General features: G+C 63.0%; 15 protein-coding genes. 13 read left to right on the forward strand and 2 right to left on the reverse strand.

The window, feature by feature from the left end; all coding sequences use genetic code 11:
* The first annotated feature begins 92 nt into the window (after positions 1–92).
* The 9 genes from HJ536_RS11355 to HJ536_RS11395 all read left to right on the forward strand — a co-directional run bounded on the left by HJ536_RS11355 (position 93) and on the right by HJ536_RS11395 (position 9,099).
* A complete protein-coding gene (locus HJ536_RS11355; RefSeq protein WP_177157782.1) occupies positions 93–1,343 on the forward strand; it encodes a Zn-dependent hydrolase in 1,251 nt (416 codons plus the stop codon).
* A 151-nt stretch (positions 1,344–1,494) separates the two neighbouring features.
* Complete coding sequence (locus HJ536_RS11360; RefSeq protein WP_177157783.1) at positions 1,495–1,890, forward strand: tautomerase family protein; 396 nt, start codon at positions 1,495–1,497, stop codon at positions 1,888–1,890.
* 64 nt (positions 1,891–1,954) lie between these two features.
* Positions 1,955–3,406 (forward strand): dihydropyrimidinase, encoded by a 1,452-nt coding sequence (gene hydA / locus HJ536_RS11365; RefSeq protein ID WP_177157784.1) that lies wholly within the window; start codon positions 1,955–1,957, stop codon positions 3,404–3,406.
* Between the two features lie 57 nt (positions 3,407–3,463).
* Entirely contained in the window at positions 3,464–4,240 is a 777-nt protein-coding gene (locus tag HJ536_RS11370) for an ABC transporter ATP-binding protein (protein ID WP_177157785.1), read from the forward strand.
* On the forward strand, positions 4,237–5,100 hold the full coding sequence (locus HJ536_RS11375; RefSeq protein ID WP_177157786.1) for an ABC transporter permease: 864 nt from the start codon (positions 4,237–4,239) through the stop codon (positions 5,098–5,100). The genes HJ536_RS11370 and HJ536_RS11375 overlap by 4 nt, the downstream gene beginning before the upstream one ends.
* Positions 5,097–5,924 carry an ABC transporter permease gene (locus HJ536_RS11380; protein ID WP_176853896.1) on the forward strand — a complete coding sequence of 276 codons (828 nt, stop codon included), beginning with the start codon at positions 5,097–5,099 and terminating at the stop codon, positions 5,922–5,924. The genes HJ536_RS11375 and HJ536_RS11380 overlap by 4 nt, the downstream gene beginning before the upstream one ends.
* Positions 5,925–5,981: 57 nt before the next feature.
* Positions 5,982–6,965, forward strand: a complete 984-nt coding sequence (locus tag HJ536_RS11385) for an ABC transporter substrate-binding protein (RefSeq protein ID WP_176853897.1) — start codon at positions 5,982–5,984, stop codon at positions 6,963–6,965.
* A 127-nt stretch (positions 6,966–7,092) separates the two neighbouring features.
* A complete protein-coding gene (locus HJ536_RS11390; RefSeq protein ID WP_177157787.1) occupies positions 7,093–8,085 on the forward strand; it encodes a zinc-binding metallopeptidase family protein in 993 nt (330 codons plus the stop codon).
* 60 nt (positions 8,086–8,145) lie between these two features.
* Positions 8,146–9,099 carry a DUF808 domain-containing protein gene (locus HJ536_RS11395; protein ID WP_177157788.1) on the forward strand — a complete coding sequence of 318 codons (954 nt, stop codon included), beginning with the start codon at positions 8,146–8,148 and terminating at the stop codon, positions 9,097–9,099.
* On the opposite strand, the gene HJ536_RS11400 is transcribed toward HJ536_RS11395, so the two are convergent.
* Both HJ536_RS11400 and HJ536_RS11405 read right to left on the reverse strand, forming a co-directional pair.
* On the reverse strand, positions 9,100–10,422 hold the full coding sequence (locus HJ536_RS11400) for an ATP-binding protein (protein ID WP_177157789.1): 1,323 nt from the start codon (positions 10,420–10,422) through the stop codon (positions 9,100–9,102).
* Complete coding sequence (locus tag HJ536_RS11405) at positions 10,419–11,078, reverse strand: response regulator (RefSeq protein ID WP_177157790.1); 660 nt, start codon at positions 11,076–11,078, stop codon at positions 10,419–10,421. The genes HJ536_RS11400 and HJ536_RS11405 overlap by 4 nt, the downstream gene beginning before the upstream one ends.
* A gap of 164 nt (positions 11,079–11,242) precedes the next feature.
* Here HJ536_RS11405 and HJ536_RS11410 point away from each other — a divergent pair, with 164 nt between their 5' ends.
* The 4 genes from HJ536_RS11410 to HJ536_RS11425 all read left to right on the forward strand — a co-directional run bounded on the left by HJ536_RS11410 (position 11,243) and on the right by HJ536_RS11425 (position 16,659).
* The gene (locus HJ536_RS11410) at positions 11,243–11,713 is read left to right on the forward strand and encodes a DUF2271 domain-containing protein (RefSeq protein WP_176853902.1); all 471 of its coding nucleotides are present in this window, start codon (positions 11,243–11,245) and stop codon (positions 11,711–11,713) included.
* Between the two features lie 10 nt (positions 11,714–11,723).
* Positions 11,724–13,913, forward strand: coding sequence for a PepSY domain-containing protein (locus tag HJ536_RS11415; RefSeq protein ID WP_177157791.1), 2,190 nt, complete (start codon positions 11,724–11,726; stop codon positions 13,911–13,913).
* Positions 13,894–14,814, forward strand: coding sequence for an FAD:protein FMN transferase (locus tag HJ536_RS11420; protein ID WP_228028700.1), 921 nt, complete (start codon positions 13,894–13,896; stop codon positions 14,812–14,814). Before HJ536_RS11415 ends, HJ536_RS11420 begins: the two co-directional genes overlap by 20 nt.
* A 129-nt stretch (positions 14,815–14,943) precedes the next feature.
* Positions 14,944–16,659: a tannase/feruloyl esterase family alpha/beta hydrolase gene (locus HJ536_RS11425; protein ID WP_177157792.1), complete on the forward strand. Its 1,716-nt coding sequence runs from the start codon at positions 14,944–14,946 to the stop codon at positions 16,657–16,659.
* Positions 16,660–16,673: the final 14 nt, after the last annotated feature.

The following is a 16,673-nucleotide window of genomic DNA, read 5'->3' on the forward strand; positions in this document are numbered from 1 at the left end:
ATGCGGGGCCGACCGGACGGACCGCCCCCATAGGGGCAAACAGATTGCAGATGCGGCGGGCCCTGCCCCGCCAAAAGGGAAGGACACCACCGATGGTCGCCGCCGGAGAGAACCTGAAAATCAACAAGGAACGGCTGTGGGACAGCCTCATGGAGATGGCCAAGATCGGCCCCGGAATCGCGGGGGGCTGCAACCGCCAGACCTTGACCGACGAGGACGCCGAGGGCCGCGCCTTGTTCCAGAAATGGTGTGAAGCCGCGGGGATGACCATGGGCGTGGACACCATGGGCAACATGTTCATGACGCGTCCCGGCACCGATCCTGACGCCCTGCCTGTGTATATGGGCAGCCACTTGGACACCCAGCCTACGGGTGGCAAATATGACGGCGTTCTCGGCGTTTTGGGCGCTTTGGAGGCAGTCCGGACCATGAACGATCTGGATATCAAGACCAAGCACCCCATCGTCATCGCCAACTGGTCGAACGAAGAAGGCACGCGCTTTGCCCCCGCCATGCTGGCCTCGGGCGTGTTTGCGGGCATCCATGATCAGGACTGGGCCTATGACCGCGTGGATGCCAAGGGCAAGCGCTATGGCGACGAGTTAGAGCGGATCGGCTGGAAGGGCGACGAACCCGTTGGCGCCCGCAAGATGCACGCCATGCTGGAGCTGCACATTGAACAGGGCCCCATTCTGGAGGCCGAGGGCAAGGATATCGGCGTGGTTACTCACGGTCAGGGCCTGCGCTGGATCCAGTGCACCGTGACCGGCAAGGAAAGCCACACAGGCTCCACCCCCATGCCCATGCGCAAGAATGCGGGGCGTGGATTGGCGCGGATCACCGAACTGGTCCACGAGATTGCCATGAAGCATCAGCCCAACGCGGTCGGCGCCATCGGGCATATCGACGTATACCCGAACTCGCGCAACATCATTCCGGGCAAGGTCGTGTTCACCGTGGATCTGCGTTCGCACCTGCCCGAAATTATCGAGACGATGCTCGCGGAATTTTACGAGAAGGCGCCGAAGCTGTGCGAAGAGATCGGGGTTGGTCTGGAGACCGAAGTTGTCGGCCAATTCGACCCGCCCGCCTTTGACGAAGGTTTGGTCACGTCGATCCGTAACGCGGCAGAAACTCTGGGATATTCCCACATGGACATCGTGTCCGGTGCGGGTCACGACGCCTGCTGGATCAACGATGTTGCCCCCACCGCGATGATCATGTGCCCCTGCGTGGACGGCCTGTCACACAACGAGGCCGAAGAGATCAGCCCCGAATGGGCCGCCGCCGGAACCGACGTCCTGCTACACGCCGCACTGGAAACCGCGCAAATTCAGGAGTGAAATACCCCACCGCGCACAGGCATTTCCGCAAGATCAGACTGCAACATTGAGCGTTCTATGAAAGATCCGATCGCCTATCTCTGGAAAGAAGCCCCCGCACCCAAACACGGCGCGGCGGAATTTGACCAGTCGATTTTGGAAAGGACCGGATATGCCCCTCATTCGCTTTTTCGTTCAGGAAGGCCGCAGCCCCGAAGCCACCCGCACCATGCTGGACGCGGCGCATCAGGTGGTGGTCGACGTCTTTGGCGTGCCTCAGCGCGACCGCTATCAGATCGTGTCCGAGCACAAACCCGGCCAGATGATCCTCGAGGACACGGGCCTTGGCTTCGAACGGGACCCGTCCGAGCAGGTGCTGGTGCAGGTCTTTACCTCGCCCCGCGCCCAAGAGGCCAAGTTGGCCTTTTACGATCAACTGGCAGCGAAACTGCAGGATGTTTGCGGGCTCGATCCGAAAAACCTCATGATCTCGATCTTCGAGAACACTCAGGCCGACTGGAGCTTTGGCTTTGGTCGCGCCCAATACATTACCGGCGAATTGGGCTGACCTCTCTGCACTGGATGGGTGCGGACGGATCAGCCCGCGCCCAATCCAGAACAGGGAGATACCAATGACTACAGTCATCAAGGGCGGCACCGTTGTCACCGCCGATCTGACCTACAAGGCAGATGTGAAAATCGACGGGGGCAAGATCATCGAGATTGGCCCCGACCTGAGCGGGGACGAGGTTCTGGACGCCAGCGGCTGCTATGTGATGCCCGGCGGGATCGACCCCCACACCCATCTGGAAATGCCCTTCATGGGCACCTATTCGGCGGATGACTTTGCCAGCGGCACCCGCGCCGCGCTGGCGGGCGGCACCACAATGGTCGTCGATTTCGCCCTGCCCTCGCCCGGTCAGAGCCTGCTGGACGCCCTGCAACTGTGGGACAACAAGTCCTCTCAGGCGGCCTGCGATTACAGCTACCACATGGCGATCACATGGTGGAGCGAGCAGGTCTTTGACGAGATGAAGGCCATCACCGAAAAGGGCATCAACACCTTCAAGCACTTCATGGCCTACAAGGGCGCGCTGATGGTGAACGATGACGAGCTTTACGCCAGCTTCAAACGCTGCGCTGAATTGGGGGCGACCCCCTTGGTTCACGCCGAGAATGGCGATGTGGTCGCCGAACTGACCGCCAAACTGCTGGCCGAGGGCAACACCGGCCCAGAGGCCCACGCCTATTCCCGCCCCCCGCAGGTTGAGGGCGAGGCCACCAACCGCGCCATCATGATCGCCGATATGGCGGGGGCGCCTCTGTACGTCGTGCATACGTCGTGCGAAGAGGCCCACGAAGCCATCCGCCGCGCCAAAATGCAGGGCAAACGTGTGTGGGGCGAGCCGCTGATCCAGCATCTTGTTCTGGATGAAAGCGAATACTTTAATCCCGATTGGGACCATGCCGCCCGCCGCGTGATGTCGCCCCCCTTCCGCAACAAACAGCATCAGGACAGCCTGTGGGCCGGTCTGGCGTCGGGCACCCTGTCCTGCGTGGCGACCGACCACTGCGCCTTTACCACCGATCAGAAACGCTTTGGCGTTGGTGATTTCTCGAAAATCCCGAACGGCACTGGCGGGCTAGAGGATCGCCTGCCTGTCCTGTGGACCTATGGTGTGAACACCGGCCGGATCACCATGAACGAATTCGTGGCCGTCACCTCGACCAACATTGCGAAAATCCTGAACTGCTATCCGAAAAAGGGCGCCGTTCTGGTGGGCGCGGATGCGGACCTGATCGTCATGGACCCCGAGAAAACCAAGACCATCAGCGCGGGCACGCAGGCCTCGGCCATCGACTATAACGTCTTCGAAGGGATCGAGGTCAAAGGCCTGCCCCGCTACGTTCTGACCCGCGGATATGTAGCTGTCGATAACGGTGACTTGAAAGCCAAGGAAGGGCATGGTGAATTCGTCGCACGTGAACCCAATGCGACCGTCAACAAAGCCCTGTCCAAGTGGAAGGAACTGACCGCCCCGCGCCCTGTCGAGCGCACCGGCATTCCCGCCACCGGCGTCTAAGACCATTTCGGGGCGGGCCAGTCCTGCCCCAAATCGATTGCCAGCAAAGAAGACCTTATGAAAAAGCCAGTGATTGATGCGTCGGGGGTGAACCTGACCTTCCAGACCAAAGACGCACCTGTCCACGCCCTCAAAGACGTGAATTTGCAGATCGACAAGGGGGACTTCGTGTCCTTTATCGGGCCATCGGGCTGCGGCAAGACCACCCTGTTGCGCTGTATCGCGGCCTTGGAAACCCCCACGGGCGGGTCGCTGACCGTCAATGGGCTGTCCCCGGACGAGGCCCGCAAGGCGCGCTCCTACGGCTATGTGTTTCAGGCGGCGGGTCTGTACCCTTGGCGCACGATCGAGAAGAACATCAAACTGCCTTTGGAAATCATGGGCTACCCCAAGGCCGAGATGGACGAGCGGGTCAAGCGCGTGCTCGATCTGGTGGACCTGTCCGGTTTTGGCAAGAAATTCCCGTGGCAACTGTCCGGCGGGATGCAGCAGCGGGCCTCGATCGCGCGGGCCTTGGCCTTTGACGCGGATATCCTGCTGATGGACGAACCCTTTGGCGCGCTGGACGAGATCGTGCGCGACAAGCTGAACGAGGAACTCCTGAAGCTGTGGGATCGCACCGGCAAAACCATCTGCTTCGTCACCCACTCGATCCCAGAGGCGGTGTACCTGTCGACCAAGATCGTCGTCATGTCCCCCCGTCCCGGCCGCATCACCGACGTGATCGAGAGCCCCTTGCCCCGCGAACGCCCCCTCGAAATCCGCGATACGCCCGAGTTCATCGAGATCGCCCACCGCGTCCGCGAAGGCCTGCGCGAGGGGCACAACGCATGAAGAATATCCTGCCCATCCTGACCGTGCTCTTGGTCATCGTGGCAGTCTGGTACGCCGCCGCGATCAAGATGAACGCCCCCTGGACCTATGCTCAGGCCGAACGGGCGGGCACCGAAGTCACCTTCAGCGAAGTCGTCCGCGACACCCTTGCCCAAGAACGCCCCGTCCTGCCCGCGCCCCATCAGGTTGCGCAGGAGCTGTGGGATACGACGGTGATGAAAAAGGTCACCTCCAAGCGCAGTTTGGTGTTCCACGGCTGGGTGACCCTTTCGGCAACCATGCTGGGCTTTGCGATCGGCACCACGGCGGGCATTCTGCTGGCCATCGGGATCACCCACAACCGCGCGATGGAACTGGGGGTGATGCCTTGGGCGATTGCTTCGCAAACCATCCCGATTTTGGCGATTGCGCCCATGATCATCGTGGTGCTGAACAGCATGGGCATCTCGGGGCTGATCCCGAAGTCCATCATCGCGGCTTACCTTAGCTTCTTTCCTGTCGCTGTCGGCATGGTCAAAGGCCTGCGCGCCCCCGACGCCATGCAACTGGACCTAATGCGGACCTACAGCGCCTCGGATGCGCAAACCTTCTGGAAATTGCGCCTGCCCTCGTCGATGCCCTATCTGTTTGCCTCTCTCAAAGTGGGCGTGGCGGCATCCTTGGTTGGCACCATCGTAGCCGAACTGCCCTCTGGCGCGACGCGCGGCCTTGGCGCGCGCCTCCTGAGCGGGTCCTATTACGGGCAAACCATCCAGATCTGGTCGGCCCTGTTCGCGGCGGCCCTACTGGCGGCATCCCTCGTCATCATCGTCGGCGTGATCGAGAAGATCACCCTGCGCAGAATGGGGATGGCCGTATGAAGATCGCAATCATCCTTCTGGTGTGGATCGGCCTGTGGTGGCTGAACACCCGCCTTGCCCGCAGCGCCAAAACCGCGTGGTTCGTGCCTGTGCTCTTCGGCATCACCCTACTGCTGCTGTGGGAACTGACCGTCCGCCTGTTTGGCGTCAGCCCTGTGATCCTGCCCCCGCCCACGGACATCGCGCTGGCCTTTGGCAGTGAAATCCCGACCCTGTGGGAGGATTTTGTCCAGACCATCATCAAGGGCGCATTCAGTGGCTACATCATCGGGTGTGGCTCGGCCTTCCTGACCGCGATCATCATCGACCGCTCACCCTTCCTGCAGCGGGGGCTCTTGCCAATCGGGAACTTCGTCGCCGCCCTGCCCATCGTCGGGGTCGCGCCGATCCTCGTGATGTGGTTCGGATTTGACTGGCAGTCCAAGGCCGCCGTCGTCGTGATCATGGTGTTCTTCCCGATGCTGGTGAACACCGTCGCGGGGCTCCAAGCCAGCGACCACATGCAGCGCGATCTGATGCGCACCTACAACGCGTCCTATATCCAGACGCTGGCCAAGTTGCGCATCCCGACCGCCATGCCCTTTATCTTTAATGGCCTGAAAATCGCGACCACCCTCGCGCTGATCGGAGCCATTGTTGCCGAGTTTTTCGGCTCTCCGATCAAGGGCATGGGCTTTCGCATCTCGACCGAGGTCGGACGCTTGAATCTAGACATGGTCTGGGCCGAAATCACGGTAGCAGCGATTGCAGGTTCGGCCCTTTATGGCCTCGTGTCCTTTGTCGAACAACGGGTGACCTTCTGGCACCCGTCCCAACGCGGCTAGACCCCGCACCAAGATAACAGCCGGAAAATCCGGCACCACAACTCGGAGGTTGTTCCCATGAAGACTCTACTGACCAGTGCTGTTTCTCTGGCCGCCTTGGCCACCGGCGCGTTTGCCGCAGATGACGTCACCTTGCAGCTCAAGTGGGTCACTCAGGCCCAGTTCGCAGGCTACTATGTGGCGCTGGAAAAAGGCTATTACGAAGAGGCCGATCTGGACGTCACCATCAAGGCCGGCGGCCCCGACATCGCCCCCGTGCAGGTGCTGCTGGGTGGCGGCGCGGATGTGATGGTGGACTGGATGCCCTCGGCCCTTGCGGCCCGTGAAAACGGCGCGCCTATCGTGAACATCGCGCAGCCCTTCAAATCGTCGGGCATGATGCTGACCTGTCTGAAGGAAAGCGGCGTCACCAGCCCCGCAGACTTCCCCGGCAAGACGCTGGGTGTCTGGTTCTTTGGCAACGAGTACCCGTTCCTGTCGTGGATGTCGAAGCTGAACATCCCCACCACCGGCGGTGCCGATGGCGTCGAAGTGCTAAAGCAAGGCTTCAACGTCGATCCCCTGCTGCAAAAGCAGGCAGCCTGCATTTCCACCATGACCTACAACGAATACTGGCAGGTTATCGACGCTGGCATTTCGGCGGATGACCTGATCACCTTCAAGTACGAAGATGAGGGCGTCGCAACACTGGAAGACGGCCTTTATGTGATGGAAGAAAAGCTGGCCGACCCCGCCTTCGAGGACAAAATGGTGCGTTTCGTCGCCGCCTCGATGAAGGGCTGGAAGTGGGCCGAGGAAAACCCCGAAGAAGCTGCTGAAATCGTTCTGGAATATGATGAAACCGGTGCCCAAACCATCGGCCATCAGGTTCGCATGATGGGCGAAGTGGCCAAACTGACCGCAGGCTCGAACGGCGCCTTGGACGAGGCGGATTACCAGCGCACCGTGGACACCCTGATGGGCGGCGGCTCGGACCCGGTTATTACCAAAATGCCAGAGGGCGCCTGGACCCACGCCATCACCGACAAGGCTCTGAACTAACGCACGGCTCCGGCGCGTCCCCTGTGGTCGCGCCGGAACCTTTAAAAATCTGTAGAAATCTCGGGGCATAGGGAACAGACGCCGTATAGTCACGGTTATGCCAGCACCCATTCCCGAAGGTTTTGATATGCAAGTCTTTCACTGCCCAGCCTGCGCCGCCCGCGTCTATTTCGACAATCTGGCCTGTACCTGCGGACAGGCGCTGGTCTTTGCCCCCGACACCCAAGCCATCACTGCCCTACAGACCGGCTGCGCCAACCGCGACCGGATCGGCTGCAACTGGACACCCATGGACGGCGGCCTCTGCCGGTCCTGCGCCATGACCGAGACCGTCCCCGACACCGACCGCCCCGCCAACATCGACCTGTGGTCCCGCACCGAGGAAGCCAAGCGCTGGATGCTGGCCAACCTGTCCCGCTGGGGCTGGTTCGGGCCGCAGGACACTGGCGCTCTGCCCGTGTTCCAACTGCTCTCGGAAAAAACGTCGGACGGGAAGACCCGCGTTGTGATGGGCCACGCTGACGGCGAGATCACGATCAACGTCTCCGAGGCCAGCCCCGTGACGCTGGCTGCCCGCCAGACCGCGCTCGGAGAGCTTTATCGCACCATGGTCGGCCATATGCGGCACGAGATGGCGCATTTTCTGTTCCTGCGCCTGTCCGAGGACCCCGCTTTTCTGTCGGAATTCCGCGCGACCTTTGGCGATGAACGGGCCGACTATGGCGCGGCGCTAGAGCAGCACTATGCCGATCCCGCGCCGATGGACGGGACCTATATCACCTCCTATGCCTCGGCGCACCCGCACGAGGATTGGGCCGAAACCACCGCCCACCTGCTGCACCTTGTGGACCTGCTGGACAGCGTTCAGGCCGTGGGCATCGGGTTCCAAGGGGGGCCGCAGGGCGGCTATGACCCCTATCAGGACAGCGATACGGAAAACATGATCCGCATGGCGATCGATGCCACGCTGGCCATCAACCATGTGAACCGCGCGCTGGATCTGCCGGACCTCTATCCCTTTGTGCTGACCCCGGCGGTCAAGGCAAAGCTGGCGCTGGCCCATCGCTATCTGCGCCGGACAGTCAACAATACGGCCCCACAGCCGGAACTGGTGGCTTAACCCTGTCGAAACACTCGCCTATAGTGTCTGACAATAACGATTGGATTTTCGGGAAACGATATGAGCGGATTGATCGCCCTGCTGGACGATGTGGCAGCAATTGCCAAAGTGGCCTCGGCCTCGGTTGACGATGTGGTCGGACAAGCCGTCAAGGCATCGTCCAAAACCGCGGGGGCCGTGATTGATGACGCCGCCGTTTCCCCAAAATACGTGCACGGCTTCAAACCCGAGCGCGAACTGCCCATCGTGTGGAAGATCACCAAAGGGTCGCTGTTCAACAAGCTGGTGATCCTGCTGCCTGCGGCGCTGCTGCTGTCGATCTTTGCCCCTTGGCTGATCTCGCCGCTTCTGATGCTGGGGGGGGCCTATCTGGCCTTTGAGGGCGCCGAGAAGGTCTGGCATGTGATCAGCCCCTCTCACCACGACCAAGCCACCGCGATCGAGGAAAAGGCCGCCGGTAAGGACATGGAGGACAGCAAGGTCAGCGGCGCGATCAAGACAGACTTTATCCTGTCGGCCGAGATCATGACCATCGTTCTGTCCGCCGTCCCCGCCGAGGAAACCATCGTGATGAAGGCCGCCATTCTGGCCGTCGCCGCACTGATCATCACCGTGGGCGTTTACGGCGTGGTTGCCCTGATCGTTAAGGCTGACGATCTGGGTCTGGCCATGGCGAACAAGGGCAGTCTGGGCCTGACCCGATCTGTCGGGCGCTTCATCGTGCGGGCCATGCCGGTGCTGATGGATGTGCTGATCGTGGTCGGCACGGCGGCTATGATCTGGGTCGGGGGCTCTATTCTGGTGCACGGGATGCACGAGCTGGGCTATCACCTGCCCCAAGAAATCATCGAGCACGCCGCCGAAAGCGCCGCGCACATTGTCTCGCAGTTCCAAGGGGCCGTTGAATGGACCGTTACCGCGCTTCTGGATGGTGTGGTTGGCCTGACCGTTGGCGCGATCCTGATCCCTGTGGTGACCGGCGTCATGCGCCTGCTGGGTAAAAAGGCCCACTGATCACGGGCGGAACCGCACCTCGAAGCCCTGATCCGATCCGGTTCGGGGCGAGCGCACGGTCAGCCAGCTGCGGCTGCGATCCGCGATCACATGCACAATCGCCAAGCCCAAACCGGTGCCGTCCCCCGCCCCGTTCCCACGGTTGAACCGCTGGGTCAGGCGGGCCAGATGCTCGGCGCTGACAGGGGGGCAATCGTTGGCAACCACCAGCTCTCCGTCGGCGGTCAGTTCGACCGTGACAGCAGCGCCCGCGTTCCCGTGGCGGATGGCGTTTTCCACCAGATTGCGCAGCAGAATGCCTAGGGCGTCCATGTCCAGATCAGAATGCACCGGCTGATCGGGCAGCTTCAGGGTGATCTGGCCTTCGGCACCGGCGCGCTCGAAATCCTGCACGATCAGGCGAACCACGGCGCGGATGTCCGTAGGGGTACCCGTGCGCAGGCGGGACCCTTCGGCGCGGGCCAGTTGCATCAGCTTTTCGGTATAGCGGTTCAGGCGTTTCAGGGTCGCCTCGATCTCGGTCGCACGGGCAATGGCACCTGCATCGGTGCTTTCGGCGCGCAAGCGTTGGGCCTGCGCGATGGCCCCCGCAACGGGCGTGCGCAATTCATGGGCCGCGTTCGAGGCAAAACTGCGCTCGGCCTCGAAGGCTTCGGACAGGCGGGCGATCAGTTTGTTCGTGCTGCGGACCAAGGGCGCCAGTTCCGGCACCATCCCGTTCACCGCAATGGGCGAAAGGTCATGGGGGCCACGGCGGGCCATCTCTCGGCGCAGGTCGGTCACGGGGGTGAACCCGCGACGCACCACCAGCACAATCGCGATCAGGGACAAGGGGATCACCACCACCAAGGGCAGCGACATACCCAGCACCGCCGCCCAGGCCAGCTCGTTCCGCTCGCTGATGTGCTGCGCAACCGCGACCGTCATGTCAAAGCGTTTGATGTGGTCCACATAGACCCGATACCCCCCGATATCCGAGAACCCCTCGGCGGTGGGAAAGCCCAGCGCGGTCGCCCCTTCGGATTGCAGGATGATGCCGCGATCGGCGGACCAGACCACGAATTCCAGCTTGTCCTTGTGCCCCTGAAGGCGGCGGACGGAATGATCGCTTTCTTCATCCTCGCGGTGTTTGTCGCGCAGGGCGATCTGGACAATCCGTTCAGCGGTGCCACGCAATTCACGGTCGAACTGCTCGGAAAACTCGTGCAGGAACACGCGGCTGGTCACGATGGCCGAGATGATCCACAGCAGGGTAATCACAGCCCCCAGCACCAGCGCGATCCGCGCCTGCAAGGACATGGGGCGGGCCAGCAGCGTCTTCATGGTCGGCCCAGCCTGTAGCCAAGGCCGCGCTCGGTCTCGATCACCGTGCGGCCCAGTTTCTTGCGCAGGTGGCTGACGTGGACCTCGATCGTGTTGGACCCGATCACATCGTCAAAGGAATAGAGCGCCTCTTCCAGCTGCACCTTGGTCAGCACCTGATTGGGCCGCTGAAGCAGCGCCTCGAAGATCGCCCATTCGCGGGCGGTCAGCGTCACCTTCTTGCCGTCCACGGTCAGGGTACGGGCGGCAAGGTTCACCTCGATCCCGCCAAGGGTGATCACCGGATTGGGGTTCCCCGCATAGCGCCGCGACACCGACCCGATCCGCGCCGACAGTTCCGCCAGATCAAAGGGTTTCACCAGATAATCGTCGGCCCCTGCGTCCAGCCCCGCGATGCGGTCACTGATCTGGTCCAGCGCGGTCAGAATAATCACAGGGGTCACGTTGCCCCCCGCCCGCCAGTCCCGCAGCATCGGCACGCCCCGCCCGTCGGGCAGCATCAGGTCCAGAAGCACCAGATCGAACGCCGACGCCCGCAGGGCCGTATCCGCATCCCCCAGCCGCGTCACATGATCCACACTATGCCCGTCCGAGCGCACCTGATCGGCCACAGCCGTTCCCAGCACCATATCATCTTCGACCAACAGGACGCGCATCGGGCCATTCTCCGCCTAATTTCCGGCACTTCACCACAATCTTCCCCGAACCTGAAGCCAAGCTGAAGGACAAACATATCCCCCTTCAGGAAAGCTTCAGGTTGCGCGCAGAAAACACGACTCGCGGGGCAGCTCCCCTTGGCCCCTGATGACGGAGAAGATAGATGAAAGTTCTTGGATCCTTACTGGCTGCAACCACGGCGCTGACCGTGCCCTCCCTTGCGATGGCCAAAGACATCACCGTAGACACCAAGCTGATGAACTATGGCGGCGAAGACGCCTATCTGGCGTATTACCTGACCGACGCCAGCGGCAAATATGTCCGCACCCTGCACATCGCCAGCGGCAAGTCGCGCTGGTGGGACCACCTGACCGGCTGGTATTCGGCCACCGCAGGCAACGCCAATGAGATCGCGGGCCTGACCGGCGCCAGCGTCGGCTCGGGCAGCAGCCTGAAATTCACCGTGGACGTCGAAGACGCCCTGATCGACGCGGGCTACCAGATCCGCGTGGACGCCGCCGTTGAACACATGCCCAACAGCCCTGCCGAAATCGTGGTCCCGCTGACCTCGGACAATGCGGGCAAGACCGTGGCAGGCCGCGGCTATATCGCCAGTTTCACCTTCGACATGTGAGGGTGAACCCATGTTCCGTGTCCTCCACCGTTATGCGGGCCTGATCGGGGCGCTTGTCCTGATCTCGATTGCCCTGACCGGAGCGATCCTTGCGGTGTTCCCTGCGCTTGAGGCAGACAGCAGGGCCACCACTCTGGACGCCGGTCATCTGGTTTCTGCCGTCAGCGCCAACGTCCCCGGTGCCGAGCAGATCACTGTTGATGACAACGGTCGTATGGTTGCCGTCAGGTTCGGCGCAAACGGTTTTGAACAGATCCGCGTTGATGGCGCGACCGGCGAGGCCCTAGGTCCGGTCGAGACCAACGCAACCGAGCTGTGGTTTGAGGATCTCCACCGTTCTCTGTTTATGGGGGACACGGGACACTGGATTGTCATCGGCGCGACGGCGGCGATGATCCTGCTGTGCGTGTCGGGCTATGTTCTGGCCGCACGGCGTATGGGTGGCTGGAGCCAGCTTTTCGCCCGTGACCGTTCTGGCGGCGCGGGGGGCTGGCACCTGAAGATCGCGCGGATTGCGGGCTTCGGGATCATCCTGTCGTCCCTGACGGGGCTGTGGATGGCCGCCGCCACCATGGGCTGGGTGCCCGAAACCGCGCCCAACCCTGCCTATCCCACCAATGTCAGCACCGGCACCGCAGCGGACCCCGCCACCCTGACCGAGCTGACCGCGATTGATGGCAGCACCATCCGCGCCATCACCCTGCCCCGCACCGACGTCCCCGGCATGGCCTATATGGTCGAGACCGACGCAGGCGCGGGCTATATCGACCCCGTCACCGGCGAGATGCTGTCGTGGGACGCCCGCGATGGCTGGTCAAAGGCGATGGATGTCATTCACCTGCTGCACACCGGCCAAGGCATGGCTTGGGTGGGTCTGGTGCTGGGTCTTGCCTCTCTGATGGTGCCTGTCCTGTCGGGCACCGGCGTTCTGGTCTGGCTGGCGGGTCGCATCACCGGCACCCGCAAGTTTTCCCCTGCCCCCAAAGCCGAGGTTATCGTGCTGGTCGGCTCCGAAGGGGGCACCACGTGGCGCTTTGCCAACGCCTTTGGCGCGGCGATGCAGGACGCGGGCAAAACCGTCCACGTTGCGGCCATGTCGGCCTTTGCCCCCAACCGGTACACCCAAGCCCGCCAGATCGTGGCCTTTGCCGCCACCTATGGCGAAGGCGACGCCCCCTCGGGTGCGGACGGATTCATCGACCGCCTGAACACTGCCAAACCGCTGACCGCCCCCTTGTCCGTGCTGGGCTTTGGTGACAGCAGCTATCCGACCTATTGCGCCTATGGCGATCTGGTGCGCGATACCTCCGCCGCCAAAGGCTGGACCATCGGCCCCAAAGGCAACGTCAACCGTCAGTCCGAGCGGGACTTCACCGACTGGGCCGTCGCCTTTGGCCAGTCCATCGGCGTGGACCTGAGCGCGGTCGCCACCTATCTCGAGGATCGCCCCACCACCGCTCTGACCCTGCAATCGGCCCGCATGTACGGCGAGGACGCCCAAGCCCCCACTGCCATCCTGCGCTTTGCCCTGCCGCGTGTGTCCCTGCTGGACCGCCTGCTTGGCCGCGGTTTTGCCGGTCTGCGGGCGGGCGATCTGCTGAACATCATCCCCGAAGGCAGCAAATCCCCCCGCGCCTATTCGCTGGCCTCTGGCACCCGCGACGGGTTCCTTGAAATCTGTGTGCGCAAGCAACCGGGGGGCCTGTGCTCGACCCAGCTGTGTACCCTGACCGTTGGCGAAACCGTCACCGCCTATGCCACCCGCAACGCCAGCTTCCACCCTGTTCGGGACACCGCGCCCCTCCTGCTGGTCGGGGCCGGTGCAGGGATCGGCGCGCTGGCAGGCTTTGCCCGCGAGAACACCGCGAAGCGTCCGCTGCACCTCTATTTCGGCATTCGCAGCAATCAGGGCGGCTACCCCTATGACCAAGAGTTCGCGGACTGGCAGCAGGACGGCCACATGACCGCCAGCACGCTGGCCGTGTCCCGCGGCACCCCTGCCCGCTATGTGCAGGACGCTCTGGAGGCCGACGCCGACCGCGTGGCGCAACTGATCACCAGTGGCGCACGGATCATGGTCTGCGGCGGGCGTGACATGGCCGCAGGCGTGCGCAAGGCGCTGGACCACATTCTGGAAAGTCACGGCTTGGCCGTGGACCTGCTGAAATCCGAGGGACGCTATGTCGAAGATGTCTTTTGACGGCCTGACACGCTTCGCCCTGAACGGGGCAACCATGGGCACCCGCTGGAGCACCCTGTTCTGGGCCCCCGCCCCCGTGGACGGGTTGCAAGAGGCCCTTCAATCCGCCGTGGACCGCGTCGATGCCCAGATGTCCCTGTGGAAACCGGACAGCGACCTGTGCCGCCTGAACGACGCACCCACCGGCGTCTGGGTCGATCTGGCACCCGAGATCACCACCGTTCTGGACCGCGCCCTGCAAATCGGACGCTCCAGTGGCGGCGCCTTCGAGATTGCCGTGGGCGAGGCTGTGGCCGCGTGGGGTTTCGGCCCCCGTCCCGCCGATCAGGAGGCCATCCGCCGGATGCTGACCACCCCCGATCACCCCCGCGCCTCCGACCTGCTGGAGCTGGACATCCCCAACCGCCGCGCCATGAAACACGCCCCCGCTCGTTTCGACCTGAACGGCATTGCCAAGGGGTACGGCGCCGACCGCCTGATCGAAACCGCCGCCCTGCACGGGGTTGCCGATGCTCTGTCCGGTCTCGATGGCGACCTGCGCGCCGCTGGCACGCGGCCTGATGGCAGCCCTTGGCCCATCGCGATCGAAGAACCCGATTACGACCGCCGCGCCGCCTATACCATGCTGGAGCTAGAGGATCTGGCCGTCGCCACCTCTGGCGACTACCGCCACTGGATCAACGTGGGCGGGCAGCGCCTGTCCCACACCATGCACCCCCGCACGGGCGGTCCGCTGCAACAGTCCCCCGCCTCGGTCACCGTTGTTGCCGCCGACTGCATGACCGCCGATGCATGGGCCACCGCCCTGATGGTGCTGGGAAAAACCGAAGGCACCCTGCTGGCCAAGGCCAACAACATTCAGGCCATGTTCCTGGAGCGCGAGGCCCCCATCCCCGCCTGACCCATAGCCCCAAATTATCCGGCCTTGCGCATTTCTAATGCGCCTTAGCCGCCGGATCGCACGACCTTGGCCGTAACAGTCCCATACCCCGCCAATTCGCGGCCACTGTCACGACAAGGATTTAGATTGATGCTTTTCACCCCACGGGCGCTGCCCGCTTTGCATGTCCCGATCATTCTGGCGCTAGGCCTGCCGATGCACACCGTGACCGCCAGCGCCGCGCCCGCGGACCTGCCCGCCGTGGCCCCCAGCGGCACATGCGGCCAGATGCTGGACGTTGATCTGACCGATATCGGCGGCACTGGCAGCACCGTGAAAACGGCTCAGGAAACCACCAGCGACGGCATTCCTGTCTGCTCGGTCACTGGCACTCTGGCACCCGAGGTGAACTTCCAAGTGCTGCTTCCCATGACCAGCTGGACCCAACGCTATCTGCAACTGGGCTGCGGAGGGCTCTGCGGCAACATCACCCTGCGCTCGGGCGCGTCTTCGGGCTGCCAGACCTATTCGGACGGTGGTTTCGTCGTGGCAGCAACCGACATGGGCCACACCGGAAATTCCGGCGAATGGGGGCTGAACGACACCCAGCGCGCCGATTTCGCCTATCGCTCGCAGCACCTGACTGCCGAAACCGCCAAGCGCCTGATCGGCCAGTTCTATGGTCAGGACGCCGCCTATAGCTACTTTAACGGGTGCTCGGACGGCGGGCGCGAGGCGCTGATGGAGGCGATGCGCTTTCCCCATGATTTCGACGGCGTGGTCGCCGGTGCCCCCGCGATGCTGTTTCAGGTGCAGAACACCCTTTATCACGGGTGGATGGCGGCCTCGAACTATGACGCGGAGGGCGAGGTGATCGTGACCTCGGACAAGCTGCCCCTGATCGCGGCGGCCGTTACGCAGGCCTGTGATGCACTGGACGGTGTGGCGGATGGCCTGGTGTCCCAGCCTGCGCTCTGTGATTTCGACCCCAAGACCCTGATCTGTGCCGAAGGCGCCGACCCCGCCACCTGCCTTACCGCGCAGCAGGCGGACACTGTGGCCAAGTTCTATGCCGGTCCCCAAGACCTAGGCACCGGCGACTATCTGACCGCTGGCCAAGTGCAATACGGCTCGGAACTGGAATGGCAGGGTGTCTTCGTCGCCGACCACAAGGATGACGAGATTTTTAGCGCCAAGATCGTGGACCCCGTCCTGAAATATCTGGCGTTTGAGACCCCGAACCCCGACTTTGCCCTGTCCGATCTGGCCTTCACCACCGAAACACTGGACGCCCTGCGCCCCCGCCATCCATTCTTTGACGCCACCAACGCCGACCTTAGCGATTTCCAAACCGCTGGCGGCAAGCTGATCCTGTGGCACGGCCTGGCGGATCCGCATATCTCTCCGGCGAACACCTTGTCCCTGCACAACGCGATGATCGGGTTTATGGGCGAAGAGGCTGTGAACAGCTTCGAGCGACTGTATTTCCTGCCCGGTGTTGGCCATTGCGGCGGCGGTCAGGGACCCAGCAATCTGGACCTGCTGACTCCGATGATGGACTGGGTCGAGGGCGGCGTTGCGCCGGACGCGGTGATGACCTCCAGCACCTCTGTGGTGTCGAACTTCGGGATGCCCGATCTGGGGGATGGCGCGCCCCAAGGCCGCCCCGAACCCGCCATTTTGGGGGTCGCGCCTCTGCCCGACATGACCCGCCCGATCTATCCCTACCCCTATACCGCGGCCTATAGTGGCGCGGGCAATGTGACCGACGGCGCCAACTGGAGCCGCGGGGAACCGGCGCAGATCGTGAACACCCGCGCTTGGCCGGGGGCGGATCTGTTCGGGGCCTTCTCATTCAGCGAATAAACGATCAGGGCGCC

The sequence above is a fragment of the Donghicola mangrovi genome, assembly GCF_013377535.1.
In the GTDB taxonomy this organism is placed as follows: Bacteria; Pseudomonadota; Alphaproteobacteria; order Rhodobacterales; family Rhodobacteraceae; genus Donghicola; species Donghicola mangrovi.

Coding starts and splice junctions, on each gene's coding strand:
- HJ536_RS11410 (WP_176853902.1), top strand. CDS start 11,243: ATGAAAGTTCTTGGATCCTTACTGGCTGCAACCACGGCGCTGACCGTG.
- hydA (WP_177157784.1), top strand. CDS start 1,955: ATGACTACAGTCATCAAGGGCGGCACCGTTGTCACCGCCGATCTGACC.
- HJ536_RS11375 (WP_177157786.1), top strand. CDS start 4,237: ATGAAGAATATCCTGCCCATCCTGACCGTGCTCTTGGTCATCGTGGCA.
- HJ536_RS11360 (WP_177157783.1), top strand. CDS start 1,495: ATGCCCCTCATTCGCTTTTTCGTTCAGGAAGGCCGCAGCCCCGAAGCC.
- HJ536_RS11395 (WP_177157788.1), top strand. CDS start 8,146: ATGAGCGGATTGATCGCCCTGCTGGACGATGTGGCAGCAATTGCCAAA.
- HJ536_RS11385 (WP_176853897.1), top strand. CDS start 5,982: ATGAAGACTCTACTGACCAGTGCTGTTTCTCTGGCCGCCTTGGCCACC.
- HJ536_RS11400 (WP_177157789.1), bottom strand. CDS start 10,422: ATGAAGACGCTGCTGGCCCGCCCCATGTCCTTGCAGGCGCGGATCGCG.
- HJ536_RS11355 (WP_177157782.1), top strand. CDS start 93: ATGGTCGCCGCCGGAGAGAACCTGAAAATCAACAAGGAACGGCTGTGG.
- HJ536_RS11380 (WP_176853896.1), top strand. CDS start 5,097: ATGAAGATCGCAATCATCCTTCTGGTGTGGATCGGCCTGTGGTGGCTG.
- HJ536_RS11415 (WP_177157791.1), top strand. CDS start 11,724: ATGTTCCGTGTCCTCCACCGTTATGCGGGCCTGATCGGGGCGCTTGTC.
- HJ536_RS11405 (WP_177157790.1), bottom strand. CDS start 11,078: ATGCGCGTCCTGTTGGTCGAAGATGATATGGTGCTGGGAACGGCTGTG.
- HJ536_RS11425 (WP_177157792.1), top strand. CDS start 14,944: ATGCTTTTCACCCCACGGGCGCTGCCCGCTTTGCATGTCCCGATCATT.
- HJ536_RS11420 (WP_228028700.1), top strand. CDS start 13,894: ATGTCGAAGATGTCTTTTGACGGCCTGACACGCTTCGCCCTGAACGGG.
- HJ536_RS11390 (WP_177157787.1), top strand. CDS start 7,093: ATGCAAGTCTTTCACTGCCCAGCCTGCGCCGCCCGCGTCTATTTCGAC.
- HJ536_RS11370 (WP_177157785.1), top strand. CDS start 3,464: ATGAAAAAGCCAGTGATTGATGCGTCGGGGGTGAACCTGACCTTCCAG.